Annotated in this window: 10 protein-coding genes; 4 read left to right on the top strand and 6 right to left on the bottom strand. The window is 42.5% G+C overall.

What is annotated here, in order from left to right:
• Positions 1 to 18 precede the first annotated feature (18 nt).
• The 4 genes from FHS57_RS23155 to FHS57_RS23140 all read right to left on the bottom strand — a co-directional run bounded on the left by FHS57_RS23155 (position 19) and on the right by FHS57_RS23140 (position 2,700).
• Positions 19 to 468, bottom strand: a complete 450-nt coding sequence (locus FHS57_RS23155) for a hypothetical protein (protein ID WP_183977841.1) — start codon at positions 466 to 468, stop codon at positions 19 to 21.
• 203 nt (positions 469 to 671) lie between these two features.
• Positions 672 to 1,217, bottom strand: a complete 546-nt coding sequence (locus FHS57_RS23150; RefSeq protein ID WP_183977839.1) for a helix-hairpin-helix domain-containing protein — start codon at positions 1,215 to 1,217, stop codon at positions 672 to 674.
• 28 nt (positions 1,218 to 1,245) lie between these two features.
• A complete protein-coding gene (locus FHS57_RS23145; RefSeq protein WP_183977837.1) occupies positions 1,246 to 1,785 on the bottom strand; it encodes a helix-hairpin-helix domain-containing protein in 540 nt (179 codons plus the stop codon).
• 27 nt (positions 1,786 to 1,812) lie between these two features.
• Complete coding sequence (locus FHS57_RS23140; RefSeq protein WP_183977835.1) at positions 1,813 to 2,700, bottom strand: OmpA family protein; 888 nt, start codon at positions 2,698 to 2,700, stop codon at positions 1,813 to 1,815.
• Between the two features lie 439 nt (positions 2,701 to 3,139).
• Between FHS57_RS23140 and FHS57_RS23135 the strand changes: the two genes are divergently transcribed.
• A complete protein-coding gene (locus FHS57_RS23135) occupies positions 3,140 to 3,469 on the top strand; it encodes a hypothetical protein (protein WP_183977833.1) in 330 nt (109 codons plus the stop codon).
• Between the two features lie 95 nt (positions 3,470 to 3,564).
• Here FHS57_RS23135 and FHS57_RS23130 read toward each other — a convergent pair whose 3' ends face one another.
• Both FHS57_RS23130 and FHS57_RS23125 read right to left on the bottom strand, forming a co-directional pair.
• Complete coding sequence (locus tag FHS57_RS23130) at positions 3,565 to 6,984, bottom strand: DUF4175 family protein (RefSeq protein ID WP_183977831.1); 3,420 nt, start codon at positions 6,982 to 6,984, stop codon at positions 3,565 to 3,567.
• Positions 6,985 to 7,247: 263 nt separating this feature from the next.
• Entirely contained in the window at positions 7,248 to 9,449 is a 2,202-nt protein-coding gene (locus tag FHS57_RS23125; protein WP_183977829.1) for a penicillin acylase family protein, read from the bottom strand.
• A gap of 114 nt (positions 9,450 to 9,563) precedes the next feature.
• On the opposite strand from FHS57_RS23125, the gene FHS57_RS23120 reads away from it, so the two are divergent.
• The 3 genes from FHS57_RS23120 (at position 9,564) to FHS57_RS23110 (ending at position 18,162) form a co-directional block, all read left to right on the top strand.
• A complete protein-coding gene (locus FHS57_RS23120; RefSeq protein WP_183977827.1) occupies positions 9,564 to 15,386 on the top strand; it encodes a leucine-rich repeat domain-containing protein in 5,823 nt (1,940 codons plus the stop codon).
• 72 nt (positions 15,387 to 15,458) lie between these two features.
• Positions 15,459 to 16,820 (top strand): glycoside hydrolase family 140 protein, encoded by a 1,362-nt coding sequence (locus tag FHS57_RS23115; RefSeq protein ID WP_183977825.1) that lies wholly within the window; start codon positions 15,459 to 15,461, stop codon positions 16,818 to 16,820.
• A gap of 136 nt (positions 16,821 to 16,956) precedes the next feature.
• Positions 16,957 to 18,162, top strand: a complete 1,206-nt coding sequence (locus tag FHS57_RS23110; RefSeq protein ID WP_183977823.1) for an ABC transporter permease — start codon at positions 16,957 to 16,959, stop codon at positions 18,160 to 18,162.
• The last annotated feature ends 145 nt before the right edge of the window (positions 18,163 to 18,307 follow it).

Raw genomic sequence — 18,307 nt, 5'->3', positions numbered from 1 at the left:
AAAAGGTTAATGCGTACGCTACTGGCACACTCCTTGGGAGTTTGGATAGGTAAAAACGAACCTTGGACTGTGTTTATCGTCCATTTTGCAGCTACATTGGCTCGACCAACTGTCGGCCTGAACCCGCACAGTCCACGTCCCGTATTTCAGGGCAACTCGGGTAATGGAAGGATTGGGATGTACACTCCCCGCTTTGATTTCGTAAGAGCGATTGACGCTAAAAGCCGTCTCGCCAAATTTTGAATCACTGTTTTCTAGATTCCCTGAATAGCTCACCGTAACGTATTTTTTTTCGCCACTGGTTGAAAGCTGTTCAAGCCCCGTTACATTGACCACTACTTGGCCAGAAACCGTTTCGGCAGGTTCGCCTACGGTCGCATCCAAACAAGCACAACTCAGAAAATTGGAAGAAGAAAAAAGCAGAAAAAAGAGGCCGATGCCACCTCTGACAACAGGAAGGATTTTCATAACAATCACAGTTTAAAGTATTGAAAAAAACCTAATTACCTGATTAGTACGCGATGTACTCATCAAAACTAGCTTGAATGCTGCCTAAACTGGATGTTAAACTTAGTTAGCGGTATGTCGATTTATTAAACGGTAATAAAAAAGCCCCAAAAAGGGGCTTTCTTTTAATTGTGTAAAATTTTAGAGCGGAGCGTTTGGATTATTTATTCCAATCTACCTTTATTCAGCTCTTCTTGCCAAGCCTTTAGCTCATCCCATTTGCCGTCGCGCGCCATGGCCGATTGTTTTGGCCAAGTAGTTGGGTCGTGCATTTGGAAGCGGGGCCCTGCGGCGTCCAATATTTCTTTGATGCGCTCAGGGGCAGTGGCAGCAAGTTGGGCAAAGGTAACAATGCCCTCGTTGTTGAGTAGCCCTTCGATTTTCGGCCCAATACCTTCTACAATTTTTAAATCATCGGGCACGACAGGCACAACGGGTTCGGGAGCAAGGGCCGCCACCGCCAGTGGCGCAGGAGCTACTGGAACTTCAACGGGTGGTTGTGCTACCTTGACCAACACTTTTGACTTTTTACAATCGTCTAACGCGATGCGTTTTGCGTCAATATCAGCGTGTAAACCTTCTATTTTGACGGCAAAGGTTCGCTGTCCTAGCCACCAACCAATGTAAGCAGCCAACGCAAGTAGTGCAATTGCTTCTAAACCTGCGACCCAAAAATTTTGACTTAAAGGAGTTACTTGTAATATAATCATGGTAAAAGTCTGTTTGAAAGTAAAACCATTATCCCTTGCGGCCTTTGTTGAGTTCGTCTTGCCACGTTTTCAATTCCTCAAACTTGCCGTCGCGGGCCAATGCCGATTGCTCAGGCCAAGTAGTTGGATCGTGCATTTGAAAACGCGAGCCTCCAGCCACCAATATTTCTTTGATACGTTCTGGGGAGGTCGTTGCAAGTTGGGCAAAAGTCAGAATACCCTCATTATTGAGTAATTCCTCAATTTTTGGCCCAATGCCTTCCACAATTTTTAAATCGTCAGGAACGACAACGGGCGCAGGAACAACCACGGGTGCAATTGCTGCTGCGACAGGTACCACCGTTGCAGTCTCGACCTTGACAGGTGCAGGCGCTACTGAAATCACTTGCGTTTTTTGGCAATCATCCACTGACGCATCCAAAGAAGCTAGTTCTGCCTCTAGGCTTTCTGCTTCGCTTTTTTTGGTGATATAGCCAATAATGTACCCCAACACCGCCGCTATCACAACCATGAGTATATGCTGCCACCACGCACCTGTTTGTTCAAAAGGATTAAAATGTCCGTACATAGAAGTCAAATTTGAATGAGTAAATGTTTATTGAACCACAATACTTACACGTCGATTGGCTTTGCGGCCTTCGGGAGTATCATTGGATGCCTTGGGTTGCGTTTCTCCTTTGGCTTCGGTCGATAGTTGGTCGGCAGCGATGCCAAATTTCACAAAAGCTGACTTCACACCCGCGGCACGTTTGCCCGAAAGTGCCAAGTTTTTATCGTCAGCCCCCACGTTATCGGTATGCCCCGTCAACGACAGCTTTTTATCTTTGTGCGTAGCTAGGTATTTTTTAGCTTCGTCCAAAAACTTCTCATTGTCGGGTGTATGGATGTAATCAGAACTTCCCGTTTTGAAATACAAATCCATTGGTTTAAAAACATCCTCATATTTTTCGGCGGCGGCCAGCGCTTCTTCTGATTTTGGAAGGGCAAGGCTATCAAAACCAAATTCCATTCCATGCGTAGAATCATCAATGCTAAACTGCAAATCAATCAACCTACTTGCCGTTTGGAGCTGCGCTGCTGGCACACCTGCATCAACAAGGTACTTCTTGAGCGCATCAGCCCGGGCGAATCCCAAGTCGGGAAAAGTCGTGTTGTTTTGCTCAATGGACGCATACAAGCCCGTGACGGTCAGTTTCCGACCTGGGTTTGCTTTGAGGTAAGCAGCCAACGAATCTAGCTCTTTCTTCACATTGGCGTAGTTGGGATCGGCTACCGATTTCTTAAAACCGAAATTCAGCGGCGAACTTAGGTTGAGCTGGGCGCCATCAACAATAGACAGCGGGGGATTCACATAAGTGGGAGCTGTAGTCATAGTTGAGGGACCATCACACAGGAGTTTGATTTTACAAACGTGCCAGTAGGTAGCCCCACCTATCCAGCCAACAAGCAGAATCCAAGCAAGCGTTTTGACACCTGAAGACATAGTACGTAATGAGGGGATTGGTGGTGAAAAGGAGAATTTGCACTTACGACGGTGAAAATAAGTATAAGTATCACAAAAACAATGATTTATCTATTTTTCTTCTACAGCACCTACCTGTCATCTTACCAAAGTTCAATCGTCGCGGAATAATACTATATAATAAACAAAATTTTATTTTGTTTTAAATTGTATTTTATTTATTTTTCATTTAACTATTTATATTCAATTGCGTATAATTGGTATATTTTAAGAATATTATTCTGTTTTTTAAAATTTCACCAACCGCTCATCCCTTAAAATAATCCACTTATCCATTTTCAATTCTTCAACCCAAAAAAAGGCTGCACATTTGCATTGTCATCAGAACAACAACATCTCTGATACACCACAACAGCCAAAAGCAGATTGCTAAATCGTTAATTTTAAACAGAGTACCACTATGAAATCTATTATGATTGCCCTTGTTTTAAGTGTTTCGACACTTGGACATTTTGCAGAGGCACAAGATGGCAAAAGCCTCCGCACCCAAACACAGATTGCCGAACAATTGATGGCATCTTTGCCAACACACGATAACTTCACAGAGCCTACGTCAACTGTATTGTTCTCTAAGAATGATTTGCGCTTAATCTCAATGCTTCCAACGCAGGATGTAAACGTAGAGATTCCAGCCGTTGTCGTAGAAAACGTTGCAGTAGCCAAATCAACAGTTATTGCGCCTTCTTCCACAAAAACAGAAGTAAAGAATACGACTCGCGCTGACAAATAGGCGTATTGAAATAAATAAGTGTAAGTGTTTGCAATTGGAATACATGAAAAAAGGCGGGTTAACCCGCCTTTTTTCATGTATCAGTACTTTTATCCTTACTTCCCTCCCGTTTTTCGGAAGTAATTGTCGGCTTCTCGTTTGTAGAAAGGTGCAAAACTTGGCGGCACCGTGCGCAACAACTCCGTTTGGCGTTGCTTTTCTTTGACGTATTGTTCAAAAGCCGCAGGCGGTGTTTTGGGTTGAGGCTTGGCCGTTTCCGATTTCCGCTGGTTGTCTTCTTCTTGCTGACGGAGCGCTTTTTCTGACTCCAACAACCGCGTCACAATCTCCTCTTGGCGTTTTATCAAATTAGGATTCACCCGTTTATTCACCAAATCGGTTTCGGTTTCATCCATTTTTTGCATCAAATCTTTGACTTCATTTCCCAGCTTTTTACCAGCTTCTGTCCCCTTCTGCGAATCCATCAGTTCTTTCATCATCTGACGAATCATGGCTTGTTCAGCCGCCATTTTAGCCAACTGTTCCGACATTTGGCGCCCTCCCATGCCACCTTGGCCACCTTGTTGGTTTTTCTGAAGTTGCTGAATCCGCTGGTTTAGTTGCTTTTGTAAATCACCCATGCTTTGCCCTGGATTCTTCCCTTTTCCTTTTTTGCTACCTTTCCCTGGCATACTCATAGCCATCATAGCAGCTTGCATTTGTTGGAGGGTTTGGCTCAACATCAACGACAAATTATTCATCGACGTCATGGCAAATTGCTGCTTGCTGGTGGCCATATTCAGACGGCGTTCGCGAATAAAACGCGTACTTTCGGTCATGTGAAACTTCATGTCGTTCAGCTCGCGGGTGACAAACGTCTGAATTTGCATCACCCGTTTTGCCAACGCGTAGAGGCTATCTTCAATCACCTTGGCGTCGTCCTGTAGCTTGAGTTGGTCTTGTGCCAATTTCACAAAACGAGGGTCTTGCAGCCCTACGCCGCGAAAATCTTTCATTACGCGTTCTTGGTCAAACGACAAATGAATGAGGTTTTCGAGAATATCGCGGAGGTTGTCAATGTTTTCGTCCATCGCTTCCATTTCAGCGCTTTCCATCGACTCCTGCATTTTCTGCGCCATTTTTCTCATCGACTTCGCCGCATTTTTCTGCGATTTAGAGGCGCTCTTGTTTTGCTTTTGCTGCAACTGTTTCGAGCTGTTGTCTTGTTCCTGATCGACATCCTTTTGGTCTTCTTTCCCCATATCAATGTCATTTTTATCGTCTAGCTCTTCATTGAGTTTTTCTAGTTCTTCGATGTCTTTTTTGGTCTCATCAAACTCCTTGTTCAACTCTTCCTGTTCTTTTTTGAGCTCTTCTTGTTTCTGCTCCTGTTCTTTGTTTTGACCGTCTTTATTTTGTTGGTCTTTGCCCTTTTGGTCTTTCTCTTTCTGCTCTTGTTCTTTGGCCAACTGCTCGGCTTTTTCGGCAAGTTTTTCTTCTTTTTCCGCCATTTCGTTCAAATCCTTCTGAATTTGCTCGGCTTTTTGCTGCACCTGCATTTGTTTGAACATCTCAAGGGCTTTTTCAATTTCCTTTTGCGCGTTGAACTCCTTGTTTTTCAGCTTGTTCATCAACTCCTGCATTTTGTCATCGCGCTGTTGTTGATCCAGTAATTTTTCAAGTTGTTCGTACAATTTTTGCGTTTCTGGGTCGAGCAATTCCTTCATCAGTTTTTGCAACTGTTCCATTTTTTGCTTCATCTCAGGACTTTGCTCCGAAAATCTATCTTGCTTTTCTTGCGAAGTTTGCGCTTGTTCCTGCATACTTTTCATATCGTTTTGCAGTTCATCGCGTTTTTTCAACAAGTCTTCAATTTGTTTTTTGTCCTTAAAATCCAACTCTTTTTCGCTCTTCAAACGCTGGTCGAGCTTTTCGATTTCTTTTTGTAAGCTCTTTGCTTTTTGAAGGGTTTTGTTGATTTGGGCCTCAGTTTTTTCGGCCGATTTTTCGGCTTCAGCCCGCACCTCTTCTTTCGACGGAACGGCAAAATCAATCATGCGCGACTTAGCGGATTTAGGCCCGTTTACGCCGTCGTTGTCCCACACCTGAACGTAGTATTCGATGCGGTCGCCAGGTGTCAGGCGAAGGCTATCAACATACCACTGAAAATAGAACGTTTGGCTCGTCGTAGATTTATTAAAAGGAATACTAAATCCTTTGTAAGCCACTTTTTTAGGGTCGGTTTTATCGGTTTTGCGGCGCAAATTATAAAAGACCCGCAGGTTAGAAAACCCGTAGTCGTCGGCTATATTTCCTCCCAACACAAAATAATTATACAGGGTCGTATCTTGGTAATTCTCAAGGGTCAATGTTGGGTGCTTGTCGTTGATGACATTGAGGAAATAGCTTATTTTCTCGCGGTTTTGCGAATCATCGTTTTTGAGTTTGATTTCGTAATTTCCCGAGCGGCGCACCGTGCGTTTAAACTCGTAGCCCCCCGTCAGTTTGCTCTCGGCCGTATAGGCTTTTTGATCACCTTCAAAAGCCAATGACATGTCTTTGGTGGCATCCGTATTAAAATCCCAGCTAATGGTTGTCCCTTCAGGAATCGTCAAATTCCCCACGTTGCTTAACTGTTCAGCAGGTTTTCCCAAATACGCAGGATAATTTAACGTAACATCAAAAGAAAGCAAACTTGGGCGTTCGGCCACGGTCAATTCATACTCTTTTGACTTATAACCCGCTGCCTCAAATTGAAAATCAATCGGACGTTGCACGTTTTTGAAGGTATAAGAATACGTATTGTTGTCTTCGGCATCAAGTTTAAACTTTGCCTTGTTGTGCACTACATACACAGCTTCTGGCAAAGCCCCACCTGCCAACGACAACCGAAGCGTAAAATCCTCATTACGAAACGCTTTCAGATTTGGATTATCTAATTGAAAAGTAAAAGGAGCGTCGTTAAATTCTTTTTCAAAGTGAATGATACGGTCAGAACTGCTTGCAAAAAAGCGGGGATTAATGGCCAAAACCAACGCAATTGCGGCCAATGGATAAACCGCATATTTGAGGTAACGGCGGTTTTGCTCGATTTTGATAGCATCCGAAAACCGAACAATCATCAATTGCTTTGATTTCTGCTGAATACTGGCTTCAATCAAGTCGGTTTGCTGTCCCGACAAGCCGCGAAGCTGGAGGGTATTGACAAGTTTATCGCCAATTTCGGGAAAAAAGCTTCCGATTTGGTTGGCGGCTTCTTCGTCCGACAGTGATTTACGCAACCCCCACAAATGAAAAATAGGGATGGCTACCCAGCGCACAAGGGCATAGCCCAAAATGCCAATAAATCCATAAAAAAGCGCCGCACGTACGCCCGAACTAAATCGCCCAAAGTACTCTAACGTGTTGACAAACAGATAGGCTGACAAAACAAAAGCGGCTGCAAAGATGACGCCTTTGATGAGCTGATTGAGGTAAAATTTCCGTTTGTACTCACCAATGCGCTCCAGCAGTACGGAAAGGGTTGGGGTTGTCATAAACTCGATTTTTTTATTGGCTGGTGTTTAGTCAATAGTAAAATAACTCCTTGTACGAAGAATACGTTTAAAGATAACGCAAAAATGATGCAAAAAGTAATGGTTTGCCAGAAAGATTCTGCGGATAACGCATTTTGGGGGACATGTTTAGGCTTTTTGCCGACGATTGCTGTTTTTTATTTTCTTGAACCATATAAGACATTTAAAGGATTATAAGAAGACCTTTTATGCTCTTATATGTCTTATATGGTTCATAAAAAACATTATTCTCCAGGTTTATAGGTTCGTTCGGCATTTGCCAAAACATCCTTTTTATAAAAAAAGATTTCCTTAAACTGCGCATGGATATATCCATTGACTTGGTCGGTATAGTGAATCGAAGTCGAGTCGGTACTAGCTCCACCTGTCAGCACAGTTTTGGCTTTCAATGTTTTACCAAATTCAACTGCTGCCACAAACGTATTACCTGTGACGCCATAACGGGCCTTGGTTTGGGGTGATTTCCGACTCACATACGCATTGAGCGAGCCCATGTACCCAGGTGTAGCAGGTACTGCCCAGCTTTTTTCTGTATCACTAAAAGGTTTCCCCTCCGCTGGACGCTGAAAACGATTGATTTTTCCCCAGGAAACCTCCCAAGTACCAAAGTCTTTCCGCAAATCCATCACTACCTGACTAAGCATCTTCACTTGTTCGGCAGGCGACAAAAAATCAACCGACAAATTGGAGCCGTTGGTTACGGAGTATTGTTCTTCATTCGTGATGGGTCTTGGTAATTTGGCCACGTTTATTTGAACCAATCGTTCTGTCCATAATACGGCCAAGGTCGTTGCTACGGAGGAAGTATCCGTACGATAATCCCAAGCGCTCAACGTTTTGATTACCCCTGCCAAAGAAGCAAAAACCGTATCATTTTTCACCTTCTCGAAAGAGGAAATCAGCGGAGGAATAAAACGAGCAGCATTTGGCAAATAAGGGTCGTGAGCGGCTTTAATTACGTCGTCTAAGGTCGCATTTTGAAGCTGACTTAACACCCGAACGGCATTGACTGCTCTTGGCGTATTTCCGTCAGGAAGCATATAAAGTGGCTTTTGATTCATAACCGAATCAAACTTCCCTGCGGCATACAAAGGCGTGGAATTACAGTTTTGTACCCAGCCGTTGGCAGGATTGATGTAATGTGGCAATTCCTCCAATGCGTGCGTTCCTTGCCATTCGGTATCTCTCGTACTGCCGTCCACTTGGCGTTTCCAATCGTAGGAAGGGTTACGTTTTGGCACAAAATTGCCATGCCAGTAGCCAATGTTTCCATCGCGGTCGGCATAAACAATGTTATTCCCCACCATCACGCATTTGTTGAGCACCTTGGTAAATTGCGTCAGATTTTTTGCCTTCATTTTTTGCCAGTTTACTGCCAACAAATCAATATTCGACTCTTGGGATTTGAGACTTATCCACTTTTTATTGCGTACTGCCACCACTGGGCCGTGGTGAGTATGGTAAATAGTAAATGTTTTTGACAACAACTCCTCTCCTTTTTTGTACTTCAGCGTTACTTTTGAACTATCAACTGCTTTCGATTTACCCTCGTACTGATAAACATAGCCATTTCCTTTTCGGGTTACGGCCTCGGCATACAGGTCTTTCCCATCCGACAGCGTCACAGGGTGCATCCAGCCCAAATGTTCGTTAAATCCCTGAAAAATATTAAACTGCCCCAAAAATGGAGCTCCGTAAGAATTAAGTCCTTCTTCGCTAACGAGGTGGATTTCGATACGGCCATAAAACTCGGAGTGGGGGTTGATGAGTAAAATAGCGTTTTTGTTTTGTGTCCGTGAAGGCGCAATCGCCCAGCCATTTGACCCACCCGCTTGCTGAAAGTCATGTTCGAGCGATGGATTTACAGAAGCCAATGAAACGCTGGCGTCTTTCCCGTAAAATGTCCGAAATTCAGCCTCGGTCAAGTTACTGTTGGCAATGGAAGGGATGTTGTTCATCAATGCCATCCAAGGCTCAACGCGCGTCAGTAACCTAGGCTTTATTTGGGGATGGGAAATCAAATAAAAATTAATCCCAGCGGCGTAGGCATCGCACAATTTGCGTAACCATTTGGGCGAGCGATGGTACAGTTGAAGCGCTTTGGTAGGGTCAATAAACGTCCTTGCCCATAAATCTTGGTACAAATCCGACTCCCCGTTCACTTCTGCTTGTCGTCCAAGTCTAACGATCAATGAGTTTTCTACTTTAGCAAAAAACTCTTCGCACTGAACGTACATCATCCCAAACACGGCGTCGGCGTCGGTTTTCGTATATACGTGAGGCACTCCCCACTTGTCTTTGACGATGGTGATTTGGTTGGCTTGCTGTTGCAACTTGGCAACTTCTTCCGTTGAGAAATTTTGGGCAAAAGCGAACGATTGTACTAAAAAACCAATAAGGGTTGGAAAAATAAAACGATGAAGCATGATGAAGAGTAAAGTTTAGGTTAACGAAAAAATCAGGTTTTAACTTGTTTATCTAGAATTTGTGAGTTAGAATTGCTTGCTATTCCGAGTAAATCTACTGAAAATATCCTTGCCATGAAACCTATTTTACCTTCATTAACTGCATCAAACGTTTGCAAATGGCTTTTTTTAGTTTTGACGAGCGTTTTGGGAACGCTTCCTACGCAAGCCCAAACCATTACCGACAATGCCTTTGCAGGAGCCATTCGAGAGGTATGTCCAACTTGTATTGACGGCGCCAACAAGCTGCTTTTCCCCGCAACGAGCCTAACGTCTTTGGACATTTCTAACAAAGGAATTAGTGACTTAACTGGGATTGGTGGGTTTACGTCGTTAAAATCACTGAATTGCCACAGTAACAAACTTACCCAATTACCCACCCTCCCGTCCACCCTGACGACCCTCCAGTGCGATGTCAACCAAATCACGAGTTTACCAACTTTACCTGCGGGTTTGACCACCCTATCTTGCAGCTACAATCAGCTACCATTTTTGCCCAATCTTCCCACTACCCTAACGGCCTTAGCCTGCAACAACAACCAGCTTACCAACTTACCCGAACTCCCCAACACGCTAACATCGCTCACCTGTTCCAACAATCAGTTGGCGGCCCTGCCAAATGCCTTGCCTGTGGGTCTTAAAACATTGTTTTGTTTATCCAACAAACTCACCCAATTACCCACTCTACCAAACAGCCTCACGACTTTGTACTGTCAGGAGAATCAAATCAGCTGTTTGCCAGCCTTACCCAGTTCTCTGTCTGTTTTGTACTTAGATACCGATAAAATTAACTGCTTACCCACAGTCGTTTCAGGCTTGAAGGTTTATAATGCGAGGGGAAATCTTACGGAAGGGATGGGGATTTGTGTGACGTTAAGCAATCCCGTTTTACTCACCGCAATTAAGAGCAGGTGTTCGGCTTGTTTTGACAATTGTAATAATTTAACTCCCTATGCTTTCACTTTAACTTATCTTGAACTTGATGGGCTTCCGACTAACTCACTTAGCGGAATTGAACATTTCAAGTCCCTACAGAACCTCTCATGTCGCTATGCTCAACTAGAAAGTTTACCTGATAATCTGCCAAATTCCTTGTTACGTCTTGATGTTCAGAACAATAAAATCACGTCACTGCCTAATCTTCCCCCAAACCTTCAATATCTGCAATTGGCACAAAACAAGCTTACTAAAATTGACAGTTTACCCGCTGCTCTTAGAGAGTTATATTGTAACAATAATTTAATTACCTTTTTACCAAAACTCCCCTCAACACTTACACTCCTAGTTTGTAGTAATAACCTCCTTCGTACATTACCTGCGTCATTATCCAATCTGAACTCACTTATAGCCTACAATAATCAATTAATTGAACTCCCTCCTCTTCCTTCTCAATTAAGCACGCTGGATGTCAAATCTAACTCACTTACCAAGTTACCTTCTTTACCATCTCAACTTTCATCACTTTATTGCGATAATAATTCAATTACGTGTTTACCACTGCTTCCTAACTCAATTTATAGCATTTCAATTACTAATAACCCCATAAGTTGTATCCCAAATAAAATTAAAGGCAGCACTATCTATCTCAATGGAAAAGAACTTCCTCTATGTGGAATATCCAACATCAACTTTATTAGTGCTATCCAAAAAACATGCCCTTCTTGTTTTGATGAATGTCTAAAATTAAAAATGGAAGAAATTGAGAAAATCACAAATCTCAATTTATCTGGACAGAATATTTCGTCGCTTGAAGATATTGAGTTATTCACATCGCTTGAGTCTTTAAACATCAGCAATAACCCTATCACTTGTCTCCACAAGCTGCCTAAAAGCCTAACAAGTATAACCATTGATACCGACAAAATTACTTGTATCCCCGATTCACTGCCAGCGCTAAAAGTGTATAATTCACTAGGTCAACTTATACCTACTCCTGAAAAATGTGTCAAAATTTTAGACAGCTATTTAGCAAACACCATAAGAAACTATTGTTATAATTGTATTAATGAATGCAATATTCTTTTACCACCTTCTCAATCCTTAACTCAAATATCACTTTTTCAAAGCAGTGCTGTAGATGAATTAATAAAATTAAAATCCTTAACCAATTTAAGCTGCAATAATTGTACAGGAGAAAAATTACCTAACCTTCCCAAGAATCTACGTTCATTAACTTGGACAAACGGAAGGTTAACTCGTATAGATAATTTACCAGATAGTTTACAAGAGGCAGATTTTAACACAAATAATATTACCGAGGTACCAAATCTACCCAAAAATCTAAGAAAAATAATATTACGAAATAACAAATTAACAAAATTCGACAATTCGCCTATTTTGATACAAAGAATAGACGTTTCAGTCAATCAAATATCCCATATTTCTAACCTCCCAAACTCACTTATTGAACTTAATGTCCGATATAATCAATTAAGTTCACTTCCAGACCTACCTTCATCTTTACAAGTTATAAATTGCAGTCAAAATCCCCTAATTACTTGTTTACCTTTTTTACCCCAAGGATTAACGTACCTAGAAATATACGGAAATGCTGAAATCAAATGTCTTCCCAATAAAGTTGATAATCTTATATTAGGCACTAATTATACGAATCCACTACCTATTTGCAGTTTAGGTGATCCAAATTTAATCTTGTCGATTCGTGAAGTTTGTAGTAATTGCTTCAACTCATGCTTCGAAATTAACCATGAGGAAGCTTTAAAAATAACAAATCTTAACATTTCAGGCAAAAATATAAACAGTTTAGTAGGGCTTGAAAACTTCCCCAATATTGAGACATTAAATATAAGCAATAATAATATTTTTTGCATTCCATTTTTACCCGAAAACCTTCTTTCATTGACCATTGATACTGAAAAAATAACCTGCTTACCTGCCCACAACCTCAATCTCAAAGTGTATGATAAAAGTGGGCAATTAATAAAGACTCCTGAATTATGTCCAGAACGTATTTCTGATATCAACTTTGCCCAGGCAATCAAACGACAGTGCCCTACTTGTTTGGATGATTGCAACAACCTTTTACCGCCCGCCAAAGCACTTGAGAGTTTGAGCATCAGCTATAGCAACATAAAAGACTTGATAGGAATCATTGGTTTTCAGTCACTTAAAACTCTATATTGCAATGACAATAAATTAACGTTTCTTCCAGAACTTCCAAGTAACTTAACCTACTTAAATATATCTTATAATTCAATAAAAAATCTTAATAATTTACCCAAAAAACTGACCTATTTAAACTGTTCTTCAAACAATATGTTAAAAATAGATGAATTACCATCTTCAATTTCCAATCTTACTTGTAATTACAACTCACTCACGGCTTTACCAAAACTACCTCAGAGCCTTACTTATTTATCAAGTAGCAATAATAATTTAACAAAACTCCCAGAGTTACCTTCCGAGATAAACATAATTAATCTCGACCAGAACCCGCAGTTTGAGTGTTTACCATTCCTCCCCCAAAAGCTAAGAAATCTCAGTATTTATAATACAAAAATAAACTGTTTGCCAAATTCAGTAAACGGGATTTACATAAGCGCAAATTCTTCTCTTCTTCCATTTTGTGGAATTTCGGACACAAATCTACAAAAAGCCATTGCAGAGAATTGTCCGAGCTGTTTTGATGATTGTATGAGAATAAATACTAATGAAGCTCAAAAAGTAAAATCATTAGCCATTTCAGGAAAGAATATTACCAAAATTGTGGACTTACATTTTTTTCCAAATCTGGAATCAATTGACATTTCTAACAACCCTATTACCTGCCTTTCTCCCTTGCCAAACTCGGTATCTTCAATTAAAATTGATGAAGAAAAAATCAAATGTGTGTCAAGTGAAAATTTGAATTTAAAAGTTTTCAACTCAAAAGGTGAAATAATTCCTAAGCCATCAGCCTGTAGTACTTTTATTCATGACATAAACTTTGCCAATGCTATTCGGAGAAATTGTTCAAACTGTATCGATGATTGTAATTATTTATTGCCACCTGCCGCATCACTCACGTCCCTTTCAATAGCCTACAGCAATATAACCGATTTAACTGGCATTGAAGGATTCGCGTCTCTTCAGTCTCTGTATGTTTCTGGAAATTTACTCAAAACATTACCCACATTGCCCTCTACTTTACGCACACTCGAAGTAAGGGCTAATGCTTTACAATCCATTCCCTCTCTGCCTGATAATATTACTGAATTATACATCAGTAATAACTCCTTAACACAGTTACCTACGCTTCCAAACAGGTTACAAAGGCTAGATTTAATCAACAATAAAATTTCAACAATTCCGACACTACCCTCTACTTTAATCGATTTACGTTGTTCTTCTAATAAAATCACCTGCCTTCCATCCCTGCCCTTTTCACTTACTTATTTACAATTCGACAGTCACAAAATTGGATGCTTAAAAAACCTAAAAAGCGGAATTTCATTGATTGGCTACAATAATGCTTCGTTTACCACTTACCCCGAATGTAGCAACCCCATTATTCTTTCGGACGTTACGGCCAATACCCCTAATCCTGTGACACCAAGCACAACCGTTTCATTAACTGTAAAACGCAACTATACAGGTACTGTAGCCATAAAATGGCAGCGTAAAAAATTAAACGACAGTGATTATTCTGACTTGAAAATTGATACCATCGCGACCGCTACCAATGCCGACTTTGTCTATACACTCCCCAACGTAACTGTCGCCGACAATGGCAGTGAGTATCGGTTGGTGGTCACTTCTGCTTGTTCTGGAACATTCACGGCCAAAGCATTTACGTTGATGGTAAAAGATGAATCGCTGTCGCCACCCACAATCACGGCAAGCCCACGAGATACAGTCTGTTTATCCCAAACAATTCGGCTCACTTCCAGTTGTCCTCCCACCTCCGCTACCCTTTGGAGCACAGGAGAAAACGCACCATTTATCGACATCCATTCGTCCACGCAAACTAGTCGAACCTTTACGGCAAAATGCAGCACAGGCGCCATTCAATCGGCCGAAAGCCCCGTTAAAACCATTTTTTGGAAACCTTTTGAGGTGGTTCTCATCAACATTGGCCAGTCAAAAAGTGCAACCAAACAGGGGCAAAATGTCGCACTTTCTGCTTGGAACTCGCAATTTGTTACCCCCGACAATGGCCCGTCTTTGGCCTTTAGCTCACAAACAAACCCTAGCATCTATTATCTCGATAATCCCAACAAAACTCAACCTCGTTTTTGGACAGCTTACGTTGACATTTGTGATGTTTCTAGCGAAGGATCGGTTTCGTTTGACATGCTAGCGACTCCAGAGATTGGCATTCCCGTTTCTTTCAATACGCATGAAAATAATGTACCCTATTTTATGTACGCCAATAGAGACGGTTTTTCGGAGTTATACGCCCAAAACCACCCTAATTTTGGTTTCTATGCAGAAAGCGAAAATAAACAAAACCGCTACGACGATGGACTACCAGCAGGTTTGTACAAACTCAGTATTCGTTATTGGCCTCAAAAAGGGATGGGCCTAACCCCTTCGCTACGGTTTCCTCAAGGGTCATCCACTTCTTACCAAGAACACTGGTTTCGTATTCAATCAAAGATGGGGGCTTCCTCGGCTAGGCGTTCCGTTGACTCATCGCCAGACGCTCCTTTATTTAGTATTACGCCCAATCCAGCCGCTGCCACCGCCGTTCTCAGCGTGAAACAAGCCAAACACCAAGAAATTCAGTATGAATGGGTGGACGTTACTGGGCGAGTGCATCACAAAAGTCAATTTGTCGCCGAAACAGACAATCACACGGAGCAGCTTAACATTACGCGCTTGCCAACGGGGCTTTATTTCCTACGAATAACCTCCCCAACACAGCAAGTAAATTTGAAAGTAACCAAACTAGATTAACCTCCCCAAAGCCGACCAACCGTCGGCTTTTTTTAGTACTTTCGCCTCCCTAAACTGAACCATTTCAACCTCATGAAACGATTTTTGTTGGCCTTTTCATCGGTAGTTTGCCTGAGTGTTTATGGCTTTGCGCAACCTGCACCCAAACAAGCGCAATGGTCAAAATTATACATCGCTCCCGACAAACGGGTCATTTCGCGCGGCGATGGCAAACCGTTCTTTTGGTTGGGAGATACCGCTTGGGAATTGTTTCATCGGTTGACCAAAGACGAGGCTGATTTTTACCTCAAACGTCGTGCAGAACAAGGCTTTACCGTCATTCAGGCCGTGGCTTTGGCAGAGTTTGACGGACTGGGGCAGCCCAACCAATACGGACAGCTTCCCTTAAAAAACAATGACCCTTCGCAGCCCAATGAGTTGTATTTCCAACACGTTGATTATGTAGTAAACAAAGCTGCTTCGTTGGGGCTTGTGATTGGAATGCTGCCTACGTGGGGGGATAAATTCAACAAAAAATGGGGCGTCGGCCCCGAGGTTTTTACCCCCGAAAATGCCCGACTATATGGCCAATGGCTTGGAAAGCGTTATAAAGGCAAGCCCATCGTTTGGATTTTGGGCGGCGACCGTAACCCCGAAACCGAAAAACATTTTGCTATCATCAATGCCATGGCCGAGGGCCTCAAAGCGGGTCACGGAGGCACTCAACTTATGACCTACCATCCAACAGGCGGCAGCAATTCAGCCGCGTTTTTTCACAAAGAAAACTGGCTCAATTTCAACATGTTTCAGTCAGGGCACTCGGCAAAAAACGCCAAAAACTACGTCATGCAGCGCCAGAATTACCAACTTTTTCCCGTAAAGCCTACCCTCGATGGTGAACCACGCTACGAAGACCATCCGATTGATTGGAAACCTGAAAAAGATTATTTCAATTCGCACGATGTTCGGCAGGCCGCTTGGTGGGCGATGCTTTCGGGTGGTGCAGGCCATACCTACGGCGATCATAACGTTTGGCAGTTTTTTGACCCAAACCGCAATCCCGCCATTTCGGTAGCCCGCACGCATTGGCGGTCAGCCACAAATCACGAAGGGGCTTGGCAAATGGGATACATGCGTAAACTTTTTGAAGCCTATCCTTGGGCGCAACTAATACCCGACCAAGGCGTTCTAAAAAATGACAACTCCGAAGATGCTGGGTATCAAATGGCAGCCGTTGGTGAAAATAAAGATTTTATGTTTGCTTATTCTCCAACAGGAAAACCATTAAAAATTGACCTTTCCAAGTTCTCCATCCCTCAGCTCAAAGCCACTTGGTTTAACCCCCGCGATGGTGTTTCAACGCCAATTGGAGCCGTAAAAAACGAAGGTATTCAAGAATTTAAACCTCCCGTAGCCTGCCCTACTTGTGATTGGACACTTGTAATTGGGAAATAAGAGACGCAAATGTGTAAGAGAGGAGTGATGAGAGAGGAGTTAGGAGTTATAAGTGTGCAAGGAGCAAAGGGCAAAATAACAATGGGTTACTTCTTTGGGAACCCAAAAGACCAAACAGAAAACAAGAAACAGATAAATGAATTTCCCCTTATTTGTAGCGCGTCGTTATTTTACTTCAAAGAAAAAGAAAAGCTTTATTAGTCTCATTTCCAACATTTCGATGTTGGGTGTGGGAGTTGGGACAATGGCGTTGGTGATTGTGATGTCGGTTTTTAATGGCATGGGAGAACTGAATCGACAGCTATTTCGAAGTTTCGACCCCGACCTTAAAGTGACGCCCGCTCAAGGCAAGCGGTTTACCCTTTCGTCCAAAACGCTGACAGCATTACGGGCAACGGAAGGTGTTAAGTTTGTTACCCAAGTAGTAGAAGACAATGCACTTGCCACCTACGGCGACCGTCGGGTAGTGACTAAAATCAAGGGAGTGGATGAGACATTTATTCAGCGCCATCAGTTAGATACCGCGATGATTGAAGGGAAATTTGCCCTTACTACCGACAATGAACCCAAAGCAATTGTCGGAGGAACGGTGCAGCAGCTGCTGGGCATTTCGGTCAACAACTTGTTTACCCCCCTGGAACTCGCCTACCCTCGTTCGGACGTAAAAACGCTTAATTTGACCAATGCTGACGCTTTTAACCAACAAATCATTCGCGTGGGAGGCGTTTATATGCTCGAACTTCGGTTTGACGATTACGTGATTGTGCCTCTTGAATTTGCCACCGAGCTACTTGGGTATGGCCACCAACGTTCAGCGCTTGAAATTCAGCTTCAACCCAGTGCAAAGGCAGATCAAGTACAAACTCAAATCCAAACCCTACTTGGAGATAAGTTTGTAGTGCGTACCCGCGATGAACAAAACGCCGATCTTTTACGCGCCATTCGCATCGAAAAATTGTTTGTTACCGTCACCCTTGGACTCATTATTTTGGTGGCAGCAGTCAATATTTTCTTTTCGCTTTCGATGTTGGTGATTGAAAAACGAGACGATATTAAAATGCTGTTTGCCATGGGTGCCACTGCCTCCACCATTCAACGTATCTTTTTGCTAGAAGGCAGCTTGGTGGCATTCACTGGAGCGTTTATTGGATTGATTTTGGGCATCATTGTTTGTTGGTTTCAGCAAACTTACGGCCTTGTCTCCATGGGAATGGTGAGTTCGGTGGTGGATGCTTATCCCGTAAAAATGGAGTGGCCAGACTTTGTCATTACGGCTGTCACCGTCATTTCCATCACGATTTTGGTGTCGTTTATTCCTGCTCAACGAGCAAGCCGACTTTAATTTAAGGCTGACATTTTGACCGAAACAAGCAATCTAACCCTTAAAATGTCATTAAACTGCTGACAAAAAGCTAATTTTGTAGCAAATTCCCGAAGCGGGTGCGATATTTGTGATATAGAAAAATACATAAACCGTTGGCCTTTGT

Origin of the sequence: Runella defluvii (assembly GCF_014195535.1) — a bacterium.
GTDB classification, from domain to species: Bacteria; Bacteroidota; Bacteroidia; order Cytophagales; family Spirosomataceae; genus Runella; species Runella defluvii.
Note: the sequence above shows the minus strand (reverse complement) of the source record. Positions and strands in the feature narration are given on the sequence as shown.

Excerpts from the sequence above, each read along its gene's own strand:
- FHS57_RS23155 (WP_183977841.1), bottom strand. The coding sequence starts at position 468 with ATGAAAATCCTTCCTGTTGTCAGAGGTGGCATCGGCCTCTTTTTTCTG.
- FHS57_RS23150 (WP_183977839.1), bottom strand. The coding sequence starts at position 1,217 with ATGATTATATTACAAGTAACTCCTTTAAGTCAAAATTTTTGGGTCGCA.
- FHS57_RS23145 (WP_183977837.1), bottom strand. The coding sequence starts at position 1,785 with ATGTACGGACATTTTAATCCTTTTGAACAAACAGGTGCGTGGTGGCAG.
- FHS57_RS23140 (WP_183977835.1), bottom strand. The coding sequence starts at position 2,700 with ATGTCTTCAGGTGTCAAAACGCTTGCTTGGATTCTGCTTGTTGGCTGG.
- FHS57_RS23135 (WP_183977833.1), top strand. The coding sequence starts at position 3,140 with ATGAAATCTATTATGATTGCCCTTGTTTTAAGTGTTTCGACACTTGGA.
- FHS57_RS23130 (WP_183977831.1), bottom strand. The coding sequence starts at position 6,984 with ATGACAACCCCAACCCTTTCCGTACTGCTGGAGCGCATTGGTGAGTAC.
- FHS57_RS23125 (WP_183977829.1), bottom strand. The coding sequence starts at position 9,449 with ATGCTTCATCGTTTTATTTTTCCAACCCTTATTGGTTTTTTAGTACAA.
- FHS57_RS23120 (WP_183977827.1), top strand. The coding sequence starts at position 9,564 with ATGAAACCTATTTTACCTTCATTAACTGCATCAAACGTTTGCAAATGG.
- FHS57_RS23115 (WP_183977825.1), top strand. The coding sequence starts at position 15,459 with ATGAAACGATTTTTGTTGGCCTTTTCATCGGTAGTTTGCCTGAGTGTT.
- FHS57_RS23110 (WP_183977823.1), top strand. The coding sequence starts at position 16,957 with ATGAATTTCCCCTTATTTGTAGCGCGTCGTTATTTTACTTCAAAGAAA.